12 protein-coding genes and 1 pseudogene are annotated in these 14,176 nt (G+C 68.3%); 2 read left to right on the top strand and 11 right to left on the bottom strand.

Translation table 11 applies throughout. The features are described from left to right. Positions 1-11: 11 nt before the first annotated feature. Positions 12-1,529 (bottom strand): glutamate-cysteine ligase family protein, encoded by a 1,518-nt coding sequence (locus AB0M63_RS20520; RefSeq protein WP_355903833.1) that lies wholly within the window; start codon positions 1,527-1,529, stop codon positions 12-14. Positions 1,530-2,052: 523 nt separating this feature from the next. On the opposite strand from AB0M63_RS20520, the gene AB0M63_RS20525 reads away from it, so the two are divergent. Beyond that, positions 2,053-2,637, top strand: a complete 585-nt coding sequence (locus tag AB0M63_RS20525) for a hypothetical protein (RefSeq protein WP_355903830.1) — start codon at positions 2,053-2,055, stop codon at positions 2,635-2,637. 284 nt (positions 2,638-2,921) lie between these two features. Beyond that, positions 2,922-3,113: a DUF5999 family protein gene (locus tag AB0M63_RS20530; RefSeq protein ID WP_329245543.1), complete on the top strand. Its 192-nt coding sequence runs from the start codon at positions 2,922-2,924 to the stop codon at positions 3,111-3,113. 93 nt (positions 3,114-3,206) lie between these two features. On the opposite strand, the gene AB0M63_RS20535 is transcribed toward AB0M63_RS20530, so the two are convergent. The 10 genes and pseudogenes from AB0M63_RS20535 to kdpF all read right to left on the bottom strand — a co-directional run bounded on the left by AB0M63_RS20535 (position 3,207) and on the right by kdpF (position 13,983). Then, positions 3,207-4,250 carry an endo-1,4-beta-xylanase gene (locus tag AB0M63_RS20535; RefSeq protein ID WP_366020358.1) on the bottom strand — a complete coding sequence of 348 codons (1,044 nt, stop codon included), beginning with the start codon at positions 4,248-4,250 and terminating at the stop codon, positions 3,207-3,209. Positions 4,251-4,296: 46 nt separating this feature from the next. After that, positions 4,297-5,124, bottom strand: a complete 828-nt coding sequence (locus AB0M63_RS20540; RefSeq protein WP_355903824.1) for a carbohydrate ABC transporter permease — start codon at positions 5,122-5,124, stop codon at positions 4,297-4,299. Next, positions 5,121-6,113: a sugar ABC transporter permease gene (locus tag AB0M63_RS20545; protein WP_366020359.1), complete on the bottom strand. Its 993-nt coding sequence runs from the start codon at positions 6,111-6,113 to the stop codon at positions 5,121-5,123. Before AB0M63_RS20545 ends, AB0M63_RS20540 begins: the two co-directional genes overlap by 4 nt. 9 nt (positions 6,114-6,122) lie before the next feature. Next, positions 6,123-7,415: an extracellular solute-binding protein gene (locus tag AB0M63_RS20550; RefSeq protein WP_355903817.1), complete on the bottom strand. Its 1,293-nt coding sequence runs from the start codon at positions 7,413-7,415 to the stop codon at positions 6,123-6,125. Between the two features lie 130 nt (positions 7,416-7,545). Then, entirely contained in the window at positions 7,546-9,012 is a 1,467-nt protein-coding gene (locus AB0M63_RS20555; RefSeq protein WP_366020360.1) for a glycoside hydrolase family 43 protein, read from the bottom strand. Positions 9,013-9,120: 108 nt separating this feature from the next. Next, positions 9,121-9,291 (bottom strand): annotated as a pseudogene (locus AB0M63_RS20560) (winged helix-turn-helix domain-containing protein); the annotation flags it as partial. Positions 9,292-9,419: 128 nt separating this feature from the next. Further along, positions 9,420-10,052: a potassium-transporting ATPase subunit C gene (locus AB0M63_RS20565; RefSeq protein ID WP_366020361.1), complete on the bottom strand. Its 633-nt coding sequence runs from the start codon at positions 10,050-10,052 to the stop codon at positions 9,420-9,422. A 6-nt stretch (positions 10,053-10,058) separates the two neighbouring features. Continuing rightward, on the bottom strand, positions 10,059-12,155 hold the full coding sequence (gene kdpB / locus AB0M63_RS20570) for a potassium-transporting ATPase subunit KdpB (protein WP_366020362.1): 2,097 nt from the start codon (positions 12,153-12,155) through the stop codon (positions 10,059-10,061). A gap of 29 nt (positions 12,156-12,184) precedes the next feature. Then, positions 12,185-13,885 (bottom strand): potassium-transporting ATPase subunit KdpA, encoded by a 1,701-nt coding sequence (kdpA, locus tag AB0M63_RS20575; protein WP_366020363.1) that lies wholly within the window; start codon positions 13,883-13,885, stop codon positions 12,185-12,187. Between the two features lie 8 nt (positions 13,886-13,893). Further along, the gene (gene kdpF / locus AB0M63_RS20580) at positions 13,894-13,983 is read right to left on the bottom strand and encodes a K(+)-transporting ATPase subunit F (RefSeq protein WP_018566520.1); all 90 of its coding nucleotides are present in this window, start codon (positions 13,981-13,983) and stop codon (positions 13,894-13,896) included. Between the last annotated feature and the right edge of the window lie 193 nt (positions 13,984-14,176).

Here is a 14,176-nt window from a genome sequence, read left to right on the forward strand (position 1 = left end):
CCGCCCGCCGTTCACCCCAGCGGCACCGGCTCCGGCAGGCCCACCGGCCAGGTGTGGACGGGTTCCCCGAGGTGCATCAACTCGCTGTAGCGGCGGGTGGTGGCGGCCAGCGCGGCGTCCCTGTCGAGCCCCTGTTCCAGGGCACGGTGGAAGGTGGCGGACTGCCAGGTCGAGCCGTTGGCCCGGCGTCGGCAGCGCTCGTCGATGACTCCCAAGTACAGGTCCCGGTCGGCGGGTTCGACCCCCCACGCGTCCAGGCCGGCCTCGGCGAGCGGCAGGAGTTCGTCGCGTACGAGGGCCACCGCGTCGATCTCGGTGGTACCGCCGAGCCGGCCGCGCCGGGGCCAGACGAAGCGGGCGTCGATGCCGTGGCGGCACGCGGTGTCGAAGTTGGCGGCGGCCGCCTCGAAGGGCAGCCGGGTCCACACCGGGCGCGGCTCCTCGGCGAGGGCGCGGACGACGCCGTAGTAGAACGCGGTGTTGGCGATGACGTCGGTGACGGTGGGGCCCGCGGGCAGGACGCGGTTCTCGACGCGCAGGTGCGGGACGCCGTCCGCGATGCCGTAGACGGGGCGGTTCCAGCGGTACACCGTGCCGTTGTGCAGGACGAGTTCGGCGAGGGTGGGGATGCCGCCCGCGTCGAGCACGTCGAGGGGCTCCTCGTCGTCGTGGACGGGGAGCAGCGGCGGGAAGTAGCGGAGGTTCTCCTCGAAGAGGTCGTACGCGGAGGTGACCCAGCGTTCGCCGAACCAGGTGCGCGGGCGGACGCCCTGGGCCTGGAGTTCGGGCGGGCGGGTGTCGGTGGCCTGCTGGAACAGCGGGGGGCGGGACTCGTGCCACAGCTCACGGCCGAACAGGAAGGGCGAGTTGGCGCCCACGGCGACCTGGGCGGCGGCGACGGCCTGGGCCGCGTTCCACACGTCGGCGAAGCGGTCCGGGGTGACCTGGAGGTGCAACTGCACGGAGGTACAGGCTGCTTCGGGCGCGATGGAGCCGGAGGTGCACAGGAGGTGCTCGACACCTTCGATGTCGAGGACGAAATCCTCGCCGCGGGCGGCCACGATCTGGTCGTTGAGCAGGGTGTAGCGGTCGACCGCGGAGAGGTTCGAGGAGACCAGATCGTCCCGGTCGAGCGTCGGCAGAATGCCGATCATCACTATTCCGGCGTCGACCTCGCCCGCTTTCCGATGGGCATATGCCAGCGACGTACGGATCTCCTCGGCGAGCCGGTCGAATACCCGGCCTTCCAATCGGTGTGGGGCAATGTTGACTTCCAGATTGAACATGGCGAGTTCTGTTTGGAAATCTCGGCTCGCGATACGTTCGAGGACCTGTCCATTCAGCATTTTCGGCAGGCCGTCGGAGCCGGCGAGGTTCAGTTCGATCTCCAGCCCCATGAGGTTCTTGGGGCGGTCGAACCGCTTCTCGGCCAGCAGCCGCTCCAGTCCCGTCAGGCACCGCCGCAGCTTGGCGCGGTAGCGCTGGCGGTCGGCCAGCTCGAACGGCCCCGCCACCACCTTCTCACCCATCGAAGCGTCACCTCCTCGTCCCGGGTCAGGAAGGATGATGCCCAGACCTGGCGATCAATAACGTCCCGGAGCGGCCCGGGGCCCGCTACTCTGGTCGGACGTGACCGGCGGCACATTCACGAGGCATGCGGCAACTTGCGGTTCCGCACTCAATGAAGACCTCGTGAAAAACGCCGACGAGAATGGGCCGACCGCATCGGCGGTATATCCCGAGGTCATCGCCCCGGGTTCGCTCCGGAACCGGGATGATTCCCGCGAATCGCTGGCCGAATAGTCCCTTGTTGTTCATACGGGAAACGGTTAGACGAAACACCGTCTGAACACGCGTCGTATAAACTCCGCGAACAAGTCAGAAGGCTGGCGCCCACCGTCCTGGTCCTGCCGTCGAGGTGACGTGCGGCAGGCCCCACCCATGTTCACAGCACTCCCGGCCCCCGCCTCCTTGACCCCGAGAGCAGACAGCGCCGTCCGCCCCCGTCCCGCCCTCGCGCCACCGTGCCTGTCGAATGAGAGGCGACCCACCATGCCGCTGCATGTCCCCCCGGCTCCCGCGCCCGCCCTGCGCTCCGTTCTCACGGCACTCGGTTCCCCCACCGCCGTCCGCGAGGCCCGAACACCGTCCCTGCGCGCGGCCCAGGGACCGGCAACACCCGAACTCCCGCTGCCCGTACATGTGTTGGACCGCGTCACCGCGGAAGGGACGGCCGTCACCCGGCTGGCCGGGTGGCGTTTCCTGATCCGCTGCGGAGACCGCGCGGTCGCCGCGGCCGAGACGATGCTGACCCCCGACGGCTGGGCGTTCTCGCACTTCTTCGAGGGCCCGTACATCACCTCCACCGAGCGGGCGCTGCGCCAGGCCGAGAACATGAAGGGCGCCTACCAGCCGCGCCTTCTCTCGGTACCCGGCCTCTACATGCTCACGCTCTGGCTGCACGGCGACCTCACCGCGGACGGCGCCGACGGCCATCCCGACGCGACCGATCTGCTGGTCCCACTGGCCCCTGCACCGCCCGGCATCGCGGCCCACCGTCCGCACCGGGTCGCAGACTTGCTGCCGGTGCTGACCCATCGGGTGACTCCGGCGCCACTACTCGGCTCACCCGCCTGACTTCTCTCCGAAGTCACCCCCGTACCCCGCCGCCGAATTCCCGGTAGCGGGGTACGATCGCGTTTCCGGCCCTATTACGCTTGTAACGCTCGTACGAGCAGGAAAAAGCTCGTACGAGCTTGGGAATTGGGATGAACCGTCCGCGCGGGTGAAGCGTCACTAACCTGTGAGAAGCGGTGCTGCTAAATCCCTGCGGATTGACGCCCGTGGGGCAACACTGGGTTCGGAGTGACTCAACACCACGGGGGACGGACATGACCACGACAGAGCGAGAGATCCCACCCATGTGCAAGCACCAGCCACCGTGTCCCACAGCCGAATCCGCCGACCGGGAATCCGCCCGCCTCATGGCGCACCACCCGGAACAGGGCTGGAGCCTGCTGTGCAACGGCGTTCTCCTGTTCGAGGACACCGGTGAGCTACTGCCCGACGGCCAGATCATCGCTCCGCACCGCCAGGTGATGACGGCCGCCTGAGTATTTCAAGAACATGAGGGGCCGGCCGCACACACTTCGGTGCGCACCGGCCCCGACGTATATCCGGGGCTGATCACTCCCCGTAGTCGGCTGCTATCCGAGTGCCTCCCGGAGTGCGAAATAGGCGGGCTTGGGCGCGAACTGCTCGTCCCACGGAAGAGCCGCTCCCTCACCGGGGAAGAACGCCGGAATCCACGAATACTTGTCCGTGTAGTCCCACACCGTCACGCCCACACACCGGCGCACCGCGAGGCATGCCTCGGTCAGGTCTCGGTACCAGGTGGCCTGTTCGGCCAACTTGGCGTCGGTCGCCGGGAGTTGCATCCGGACGTCGACCTCGGTGAGCGCGGTGTCCAGCCCCAGGCGGGAGAAGCGCCGGAGGTTGTCCTCCAGGGTCGTCGGATAGCCGTACTGGAGCGCCAGGTGGGCCTGGAGACCGATGCCGTCGAGGGGCACGTGCTGGGCCTTCAACTCCTTGGCGAGGGCGTAATAGGCATCGCTCTTGGGGCCGGTGGCCTCGATGTTGTAGTCGTTGAGGTAGAGCTTGGCGTGCGGGTCCGCCTGGTGGGCCCAGCGGAGCGCGTCGGCGATGTAACCGAGGCCGAGCGTGCGGTACCAGATGGTGTCGCGGTAGGTGCCGTCCTCGTTGAAGGCCTCGTTGACGACGTCCCAGGAGTAGACCTTGCCGCGGTAGTGCCGGACCTCGGTGGTGATGTGCTTCTTCAGTACGGCCCTGAGCTGGTCGGCCGTCCAGGTGCCGGAGGTGAGCCAGTCGGGCAACTGGCTGTGCCAGACCAGGGTGTGGGCGCGGACCCGCTGGTGGTTGGCGCGGGCGAGGTCCACGATCTGGTCGCCGTTGGTCCAGTCGAAGACGCCCTGCTGGGGCTCGGTGGCATACCACTTCATGCCGTTGCCAGGGGTGATCATGTCGAACTCGCTGCCGAGGATCTTCGTGTACGCGGTGTCGGTCAGCTCGGGGTTGTCGGTGGCGCTGCCGAAGTAGCGGCCGTGGCGCTCGGCGAGTTGGGCGAGAGTGGCGGGCTTCTCGTGGGCCTGGGCGGGCGGGCCGGTGGCGATGCCCGCCGCGATGAGGACGGCGGCGAGGGCGCCCGCGAGCCTGAGTCTGTTTCTGGGCATGGTGCGACTCCTGTTCATAGATGGGCAGTTCGTCGTCCGGCGCCCGTCATCCCTTGGTGGCGCCGGCGGTGAGGCCGCCGACGAGCTGGCGCTCGGCGACCGAGTAGAAGGCGAGGGCCGGGATCATCGCCAGCACGAGATAGGCGAAGACGCGGGCCGTGTCGGAGGCGTACTGGCCCTGGAACTGCTGGACGCCGATGGGGATCGTCCACCACTTGGGATCGGTGAACACCAGCAGCGGGAGCAGGAAGTTGTTCCAGCTCGCGACCACGGCCAGCACCGATACCGTGCCGAGCGCGGGCCGGGCCATCGGCAGCAGCACCCGCCAGAAGAAACCGAGCGGACCACAGCCGTCCAGCGTGGCCGCCTCCTCCAGCTCCGCCGGGATCTCCCGGAAGAAGCCGCGCAGGATGACGATGGTCATCGGCAGCCCGAACGCGGCCTGCGGGAGGATCACGCCCAGCGGATTGTCCAGCAGGTCCAGGGAGCGCAGCAGCAGGAACAGCGGCAGCGCGGCCACCGCGAACGGGAACATCAGCCCCATCGTGAACAGTGTGAACAGCAACTCCCGCCCCCGGAAGGCGAATCGGGCGAAGGAGAACGCGGCCAGCGCCGACACTGCGACCACCAGGACCGTCGTCGCCACCGCGATCAGCGTGCTGTTGCCGGCCAGCCGCCAGAAGGAGCCCGAGCCGAGGATGCCGGTGTAGTTGGAGACGACCCATGGGTGGGGCGGCCCGATCGGGTTGCCGGAGAGCTGACTTGTCGACTTGAAGCCGGAGACGACCGCGTACACCAGCGGTACGGCCATCACCACACCGACGACGATCAGGACCGCGTGCAGCGAAACCGTCGTACGTGTACGGGACTTCACGCGCCGCCTCCCCGCATGGTGGTGGTCGCGCCCGCCAGGTCGCGGCGGAGCACGAACCGCTGGTAGGCGAGGGCGAAGACGAGGCTGATGCCGAACATGGCCACGCTGATCGCGCTGGCGTAGCCGACCTGGTAGCGCTTGAAGCCGTACTGGAACATGGAGATGGCCATGGTCTCGGAGTGGTGGTCGGGGCCTCCGGCGGTGATCACCCAGACCAGGTCGAAGAGTTGGATGGACCCGATGACGGACAGGAAGACGCTGATCCGGAGCGTCGGCATGAGCAGCGGCAGGGTGACCCCGCGGAAGCGCTGCCAGGGTCCGGCGCCGTCGACTATCGCGGCCTCGGTCAACTCGGCCGGGATCGCCTGGAGTCCGGCGAGGTAGAGCATCATGTGGAAGCCGAAGTACTTCCAGGTCATGACGAGGAAGAGGGTCGCCATCACGGTCGACGGATCGGCGAACCACTTGCCACCGAGCGCGTCGAGGCCCACGGCACCGAGGACATGGTCGGCGAGGCCGTCGTCCGGCGCGAAGATCATGCTGAAGAGCACTCCGGTGACGACCTCGGACAGGACGTACGGGGCGAAGAACAGCATCCGGTAGACGGCCCGGCCGCGCAGCCGCTGGTTGAGCAGGACCGCCATGGCGAGCGCGAACGGCAGTTGGAGCGCCAGCGACAGCACGACCAGGAGCGCGCAGCGCCACAAGTCGCCCAGGAACACGGGGTCCTGGAAGAGCCGGGTGAAGTTGTCGGCGCCCGTGTAGTCGGACGGCATCCCGAAGCCGCCCCAGCGGAACAGGGACGCGTAGATCGCGAAGAGGATCGGCAGGAGGACCAGGAGGCCGAACAGGGCGAGGGCGGGGAGCTGGAAGGCGATCGCGGTGAGCCAGTTGAGGACACGGCGCCTTCCCCGGCCGGGGGCGGGTGCGGTGACCGGAGGCGCGAGGGGCGGGCGGGACCGCTTGTCGGGGAGGTAGGTGGAGGTCATCTGCTCGGCCTACTGCTCCTCCTTCGCGGTCTGTGTGATCGACTCGGCGACCTGCTTCGGCGACTTGGAACCGGCGATGAGCGCGGCCACGCTGTCGTTGACCTCCTGGCCGACGGCGGGCGCGTAGGCCTGGTCGAGGTAGAGCTGGAAGCCGGTGGCGCTCTTCAACTGCTCCTGTACGGCTTGGAGGTTGGGGTCGGTCAGGGCGTCCTCGGCGGCGGTGACCACCGGGATCACCCCGGTCTTGGTGACGAGTTGCCGGTCGGTGGCCGCCGAGGCGAAGAACTTCAGGAAGTCGACGGCCGCCTGCGGTGCGCCCTTGCGCAGGGCGAGGCCGCCGCCTCCGCCGAACACCTCGGTGAGCGCGCCCTTTCCGCCCTCCACGGTCGGGAACGGGAAGAAGCCCAGGTCGGCGCCGATGCCCTTGCCCGCGCTCTTCTGCGTGAGGGGCGCCCACTGCCCCATCAGCTCCATCGCGGCCTTGCCATTGCCCACGGCGGCGGCCTCACCGGTCGGGGTGGAGTAGGCGGCGCCGAGGAACCCCTTCTGGAACGGCTGGAGTTGGACCAGATCCTTGAGGTGCTGCCCCGCCGCGACGAACCCGGCGCCGGTGAAGTCCTTGCTGTCGGCGGCCTGTTGGAGGGCGTCGAGGCCGGCGGTGCGCATCGCGAGATAGGCCCAGAAGTACATGCCGGGCCACTTCTCCTTGCCCGCCAGGCCGATGGGGGTGATCCCGGCGGACTTCAGCTTCCGCACGGCGTCGAGGAACCCGCTCCAGGTGGTGGGGGGTTGGGGGATGCCGGCCCGCTCGAAGAGCGACTTGTTGTACCAGAAGCCGACCATCCCGATGTCGTCCGGGATGCCGTAGACCTTCCCGTCCAGCAGATACGCCTGCTTCGCCACCGGCAGCAGCGTGCCCGACCAGGCCTTCGTGCTGTCGGTGAGGTCCTCGACGAGTCCGGCGTCGACCTGCTGCTTCAGGACCCCGCCGCCCCAGGTGTGGAAGACGTCCGGGAGTTTCCCGGAGGCGGTGAGCGCCGTCATCTTCGACTTGTACGACTCGTTCTCCAGCGTGACGATCTTTATCTTGACGCCGGTGTGCTGTGCCTCGAACTGCCGGGCCAGTCCGGCCCAGATGCCCTTCGCGGGTTCGGTGGTGTTGATGTGCCACCACTCCAGGGTGGTCGTCCCCGAGGCCCCTCCGTCCGAGCCTCCTCCGCAGCCGCCGAGTGCTGTCATACCCAGACCGGCAGCGACGGAGGTGGCCAGGAAACGTCTGCGGGACAGTGCCGACTCGCCCATGGTGCGCTCCTTGGGATGAAGGTCGAAACTTTCGGAGTCAATCCAGAAAGCTGCGCTGCTGCCGTACCCTAGAGACACCTGTCAAACGGTGGCAATCCCCTGTACCGCGCGAATATCTCGGCAACTACCTTCACATTCGGTGCTCCTGACGCACCATCGGCTCGTAGTCGAACCAGTCGAAGGCCGCGCTGCCCTCGGTGACGTACATGCCGATCACCCGGCCGGTGAAGCCCCCGGCGACCTCGGTGGAGAGATAGCGGCCGTCCAACTCGGCCAGTTCTACGGCACCTTGGGACCCCGTCACGGAGAAGGTGAGGGTGTCGGGGCCCCGCAGGCCGACGTCCGCCGTGCTGATGTCGACGGCGAGGGTGACCGGACCCGCCGGCACCGGCGCCTCCGCCACCCGCTGCCGTACGGGGCCGATCTCCGCGACCACGCTCACCGCTCCCCCGGCGACCTCGATGTCGTAGTGATGGGCCTCGTCCATGCGGACGGAGAGTCCGGCGCGCCCGGAGCCGGGGTCGATGCGGACCGCCGCCCGGCAGTCGGGGTGCTGCTGCCGACGGCCGAGGAAGGTGGGGCCCGCCGCCGCGTGGAGGGTGAGCCAACCCGGTCGCTCGGTCAGCGACCAGGTGGCGTCCGGCCTGCGGCGCGGGGAGATCCACGAGAACGCGAGGGCAGGGGTGTCGAAGTCGTCGCGCACCGGCGGGAGTTGGTGAGGCTGCCAGGTCTCCGGGGCAGGGTGCTGGTCCCGCACCGGACCGACCCGTGGCCAGCCGTCCACCCACTCCACCGGGGTCAGGAACGTCTCACGGCCCAGCACATGGAAGCCGGGGAACCAGCCGCGCGGCCGGGTGCCGAGCAGCACCATCCACCAGGTGCCGTCGGGGGCGGTGACGAGGTCGGCGTGGCCGGTGCTCTGGATGGGCCGGTCGGTGCCGCTGTGGGAGAGGATCGGGTTGGCGGGAGCCGGTTCATATGGGCCGCGCGGAGAGCGGGCGCGGGCGATCGAGACGCTGTGGCCGTGCGCGGTGCCGCCCTCGGCGAGCATCAGGTACCACCAGTCGCCGACGCGGTAGAGGTGCGGGGCCTCCGGGTGCTGGAGTCCGGTGCCGGACCACACCGGGAACGGACCCTCCAGGACCTTGCCGGTCGCCGTGTCGATGCGGGCGACCTTCACCCCCGCGACGGCACACCAGCAGGCGCCGTCCTCGTCCCAGGCCAGGTCGGGGTCGATGCCGGGCACGTCCACGAGCACGGGGTCCGACCAGGGACCCTCGGGCCGGTCGGCGGTGACCAGGAAGGTGCCCTTGCCCCGTACGTCGGTGGTGATCAGGTGGAAGCGGCCGTCGTGGTGGCGGAGGGTCGGGGCGTAGATGCCGGCCGACGCCGGGGTGTCGTCCGGCAGGTCCAACTGGCTAGGCCGGTCGAGTACGTTGCCGATCTGGCGCCAGTGCACCAGGTCCCGGCTGTGGAAGAGCGGGACCCCGGGGAAGTACTCGAAGCTGGAGCACGCGAGGTAGTAGTCCTCGCCGACCCGGCACACGCTGGGGTCGGGATGGAACCCGCCGATGACCGGGTTGTCGTACGTCCGCATCCGTGTCGGCCCTCCGTCCGGTCCGATCGAATGTTTCGGACCACTCGACGAACATTACGGAGCGGGACTGTAGGTGGATCCTTCGAGCGGGGCAAGGTCGGACGCATGTCATCCTTCGAAGCGGTACCCCATGCCGGGCCCGGTGATCAGATAGTGGGGGCTCGACGGGTCCCCCTCCAACTTCCGGCGCAACTGGGCCATGTAGACCCGGAGATGGTTGGTCTTGTTGCTCTGGGACACCCCGCACACCTCCTGCAACAGGTGCTTCTGGGTGACGAGGGTGGTCGTCGGCGCAGCGCCTTGATGACGTCGACGCCGTCCATGTCGGGCAGTCCGAGGTCGAGCATCACGACGTCCGGCTGCCCCCCCCCGGCGCCGCCGACTCCCCTGCCGGTCGCGTAACGCCATCAGCTCTTGGTCACAAGGGACTTGAGCGCGATGTTGAGCTCCAGCACGTTCACCGTGGGCTCGCCGATGAAGCCGAGGGTGCGGCCGTCGGTGTGGTTCTTCACCAGCTTCTCGACCTGGGGGACGGAGAGGTGGTTCCGCTCCGCGACCCGGTGCACCTGGAGTTCGGCGTAGGCCGGGGAGATGTCCGGGTCCAGGCCGGAGCCGGAGGAGGTGACGGCGTCGGCGGGCACCTGGGAGGGCTTGACGGTGTAGCCGGGCACGGAGTTGTCCTTGACGACCGCCGCCTTCGCCTTCTCCACCTGCTGGAGCAGCACCTTGCTGTCGGCGGAGAGGTTGGTGGCACCGGAGAGGATCAACTTGTACTGGGTGTTGACCGAGTTCGTGCCGAGTCCGTTGGCGGGGCGCCCCTGGAAGTAGTCCAGGCTGTAGCCCTGTTGGCCGATGAGCGAGGAACCGACGACCTTGCCCTCCGACTTGATCTCCGAGCCGTTCGCCTGGTGGCTGAAGAGCGCCTCGGCCACACCTGTGACGGCCAGCGGGTAGATGACACCGGTCACCAGGGTCAGCACGAGGAGGGCGCGCAGGCCCGCCCAGAGCAACCGGGCTGTGTTGGATACCGAGTTGTTCATGATGGATCAGCCGATCCCGGGGATGAGGGAGATGAGCAGGTCGATGATCTTGATACCGACGAAGGGCGCGATCAGCCCGCCGATGCCGTAGATCGTCAGATTGCGCCGCAGCATCTTGTCCGCGCTGACCGGCCGGTACCGCACACCCCGCAGGGAGAGCGGGACCAGCGCGATGATGACCAGCGCGTTGAAGACGACCGCGGAGAGGATCGCGGAGTCGGGCGAGGCCAGGTGCATGATGTTGAGCTTGTCCAGGCCGGGATAGACGGCCGCGAACAGCGCCGGAATGATCGCGAAGTACTTGGCGACGTCGTTGGCGATCGAGAAGGTCGTCAACGCGCCCCGGGTGATGAGCAGTTGCTTGCCGATCTCGACGATCTCGATGAGCTTGGTCGGGTTCGAGTCGAGGTCGACCATGTTGCCGGCCTCCTTCGCGGCCGACGTGCCCGTGTTCATCGCCACGCCGACGTCCGCCTGGGCCAGCGCGGGCGCGTCGTTCGTACCGTCGCCGGTCATCGCGACCAGCTTGCCGCCCGCCTGCTCCCGCTTGATGAGCGCCATCTTGTCCTCGGGAGTGGCCTCCGCGAGGAAGTCGTCGACGCCGGCCTCGTCCGCGATCGCCTTGGCGGTCAGCGGGTTGTCGCCCGTGATCATTACGGTCTTGATGCCCATGCGGCGCAGCTCGTCGAACCGCTCGCGCATGCCCGCCTTGACGACGTCCTTGAGGTGGATGACGCCCAACACCCGTGCGCCTTCGGTGTCTTCGACGGCAACGAGCAGCGGGGTGCCGCCGGCCGCGGAGATCCGGTCGGTGAGCGGGCCGGCGTCCTCGGACACCTCGCCGCCCCGCTCCCGGACCCAGGCGACGACCGAACCGGCCGCGCCCTTGCGGATCTTGCGCCCGTCGATGTCCACGCCGGACATCCGGGTCTGGGCGGTGAAGGCGATCCACTCGGCGTGGGTCAACTCGCCCTGGTGGCGCTCCCGCAGACCGTACCTCTCCTTCGCCAGGACGACGATGGAGCGGCCCTCGGGCGTCTCGTCGGCCAGCGAGGAGAGCTGGGCGGCGTCGGCGAGATCGGCTTCGGTGGTGCCGGTCACCGGCACGAACTCGGCGGCCTGGCGGTTGCCGAGGGTGATGGTGCCGGTCTTGTCGAGCAGCAGGGTGGAGACGTCACCGGCGGCCTCGACCGCCCTGCCGGACATGGCCAGTACGTTGCGCTGCACCAGCCGGTCCATGCCCGCGATGCCGATCGCGGAGAGCAGCGCGCCGATCGTGGTCGGGATCAGACAGACCAGGAGGGCGACCAGGACGACCATGGTGAGGTGCGTGCCCGCGTAGTCGGCGAACGGCGGCAGCGTGGCGCAGGCCAGCAGGAAGACGATGGTGAGGGACGCAAGAAGGATGTTCAGGGCGATCTCGTTGGGCGTCTTCTGCCGGGCCGCGCCCTCCACCAGGGCGATCATCCGGTCGATGAAGGTCTCGCCGGGCTTCGTCGTGATCCTGATGACGATGCGGTCGGAGAGGACCTTCGTGCCGCCGGTGACGGCGCTGCGGTCGCCGCCGGACTCGCGGATGACGGGCGCGGACTCGCCGGTGATGGCCGACTCGTCGACACTCGCCACACCCTCCACGACGTCGCCGTCGCCGGGGATGACGTCGCCCGCCTCGCAGACGACCAGGTCGCCGATACGCAGTCCGGTGCCGGGGACCTGCTCCTCGACGGAGCCGCTGAGCCGCCTGGCGATGGTGTCGGTCTTGGCCTTGCGCAGGGTGTCGGCCTGCGCCTTGCCGCGGCCTTCGGCGACCGCCTCCGCCAGATTGGCGAAGACGACGGTCAGCCACAGCCAGACGCTGATCGCCCAGCCGAACCAGTCGCCCGGGTCCTTGAAGGAGAAGACCGTGGTCAGGACGGACCCGATCCACACCACGAACATCACGGGCGACTTGACCATGACCCGCGGGTCGAGCTTGCGGCAGGCGTCGGGCAGGGACCTGATCAGTTGCTTCGGGTCGAACAGGCCCGCGCCGACCCGTCCTTCGTCCTTGTGGCCGGTCGGCAGGTCGTCGTGCGGCGCGCGGGTCGGTGTGGCTGTGGACATCGAGTCCTCTGACTTTTCTATATGGGTGGTCATGACGCCAGCCCCTCGGCGAGCGGGCCCAGCGCCAGGGCCGGGAAGTAGGTCAGACCGGTGATGACGAGGATCGCGCCCACCAACAGGCCCACGAAGAGCGGCTTGTGGGTGCGCAGGGTGCCCGCGGTCTCCGGGACGGGCCGCTGGTCGGCCAGCGAGCCGGCCAGGGCCAGCACGAACACCATCGGCAGGAAGCGGCCGAGCACCATCGCGAGCCCCGTCATGGTGTTGAACCAGTCGGTGTTCGCGTTCAGACCGGCGAACGCCGAGCCGTTGTTGTTGGCGGCCGAGGTGAAGGCGTACAGCACCTCGGAGAAGCCGTGCGCGCCGGAGTTGAGCATCGAGTGCGGCGGGGTCGGCAGGGCCATCGAGATACCGGTGAAGATCAGCACCAGGGCCGGGGTGATCAGGATGTAGCAGGCCGCGAGCTTCATCTCGCGGGTGCCGATCTTCTTGCCCAGGTACTCGGGCGTACGGCCGACCATGAGCCCGGCGATGAACACCGCGATGACCGCCATGATCAGCATGCCGTAGAGGCCGGAGCCGGTACCGCCGGGCGCGATCTCGCCCAACTGCATGCCCAGCATGGTGATTCCGCCGCCGAGGCCGGTGAACGAGGAGTGGAAGGAGTCCACCGCGCCCGTCGAGGTCAGGGTGGTGGACACCGCGAAGATCGAGGAGGCGCCGACGCCGAAGCGCTGTTCCTTGCCCTCCATCGCACCGCCCGCGAGCTGGAGCGCCGGGCCGTGGTGGGCGAACTCGGTCCACATCATCAGGGCGACGAAGCCGACCCAGATGGTCGCCATGGTCGCGAGGATCGCGTAGCCCTGCTTGACCGAGCCGACCATCACACCGAAGGTGCGGGTCAGCGAGAACGGGATCACCAGCAGCAGGAAGATCTCGAACAGGTTGGTGAACGGCGTCGGGTTCTCGAACGGATGGGCACTGTTGGCGTTGAAGTAACCGCCGCCGTTGGTACCGACCTCCTTGATGGCCTCCTGGGAGGCGACAGCCCCGCCGTTCCACTGCTGCTGCCCGCCCATGAACTGACCGACTTCATGGATGCCGGAGAAGTTCTGGATGGCGCCGCACGCGACAAGCACGATCGCGGCGACGACGGAGAGCGGAACCAGGATGCGGATGACACCGCGCACCAAGTCGGCCCAGAAGTTGCCGAGTTCACCGGTGCGGATGGGGGTCCCCCCGCTCGAGCGAAGCCGAGAGTGGGGGAGCGCGAAGCCCCGTACGAGAGCCACCGCTACGGCGATACCGACGGCCGCGGAGACGAAGTTCTGCACGGCAAGACCGGCGGTCTGTACGACGTGACCCATGGTCTGCTCGCCGTAGTACGACTGCCAGTTGGTGTTCGTCACGAACGACACAGCCGTGTCGAACGACTGCGCCGGACTCACCGAGGAGAAGCCCAGCGAGCCGGGCAGGATGCCCTGGATCCGCTGGAGCAGGTAGAGGAAGAGCACGCCGACCGCCGAGAAGGCGAGCACACCGCGCAGATACGCGGGCCAGCGCATCTCGGTGTTCGGGTCGGCACCGATGCCCTTGTAGATCCACTTCTCGACCCGCAGATGTCTGTCGGAGGAGTAGACCCTGGCCATGTAGGTGCCGAGGGGGATGTAGGCGAGGGCCAGCGCACCTATGAGGGCGAGCAACTGGAGGATGCCTGCGAGTACGGGACCCATGTGGTGGCTCAGAACCTCTCCGGGAAGATCAGGGCGAGGACGAGATAGCCCAGCAGGGCGACGGCCACGATCAGGCCGACGACGTTTTCGGCGGTCACAGCTTCGTCACCCCCTTGGCGACGAGGGCCACCAGCGCGAAGACCGCGATCGTGGTGACGACGAAGGCCAGATCGGCCATCGTGAGCTCCTGGAGTGAGGTGCGAAGGGAACGGACGCTTCGAGGTAACCGCGCCCGTGACCGGATATGGCCGCCGTTGACGGCTCCCTTACGGCGATGCGTACGCCTTTGAC

Origin of the sequence: Streptomyces sp. NPDC051576, assembly GCF_040681835.1 — a bacterium.
Classification (GTDB): domain Bacteria; phylum Actinomycetota; class Actinomycetes; order Streptomycetales; family Streptomycetaceae; genus Streptomyces.

Bases quoted from the DNA above. Each gene is read 5' to 3' on its own strand.
- AB0M63_RS20530 (WP_329245543.1), top strand. From the start codon at position 2,922: ATGTGCAAGCACCAGCCACCGTGTCCCACAGCCGAATCCGCCGACCGG.
- AB0M63_RS20520 (WP_355903833.1), bottom strand. From the start codon at position 1,529: ATGGGTGAGAAGGTGGTGGCGGGGCCGTTCGAGCTGGCCGACCGCCAG.
- AB0M63_RS20550 (WP_355903817.1), bottom strand. From the start codon at position 7,415: ATGGGCGAGTCGGCACTGTCCCGCAGACGTTTCCTGGCCACCTCCGTC.
- AB0M63_RS20545 (WP_366020359.1), bottom strand. From the start codon at position 6,113: ATGACCTCCACCTACCTCCCCGACAAGCGGTCCCGCCCGCCCCTCGCG.
- AB0M63_RS20555 (WP_366020360.1), bottom strand. From the start codon at position 9,012: ATGCGGACGTACGACAACCCGGTCATCGGCGGGTTCCATCCCGACCCC.
- AB0M63_RS20565 (WP_366020361.1), bottom strand. From the start codon at position 10,052: ATGAACAACTCGGTATCCAACACAGCCCGGTTGCTCTGGGCGGGCCTG.
- kdpB (WP_366020362.1), bottom strand. From the start codon at position 12,155: ATGTCCACAGCCACACCGACCCGCGCGCCGCACGACGACCTGCCGACC.
- AB0M63_RS20525 (WP_355903830.1), top strand. From the start codon at position 2,053: ATGCCGCTGCATGTCCCCCCGGCTCCCGCGCCCGCCCTGCGCTCCGTT.
- AB0M63_RS20535 (WP_366020358.1), bottom strand. From the start codon at position 4,250: ATGCCCAGAAACAGACTCAGGCTCGCGGGCGCCCTCGCCGCCGTCCTC.
- kdpA (WP_366020363.1), bottom strand. From the start codon at position 13,885: ATGGGTCCCGTACTCGCAGGCATCCTCCAGTTGCTCGCCCTCATAGGT.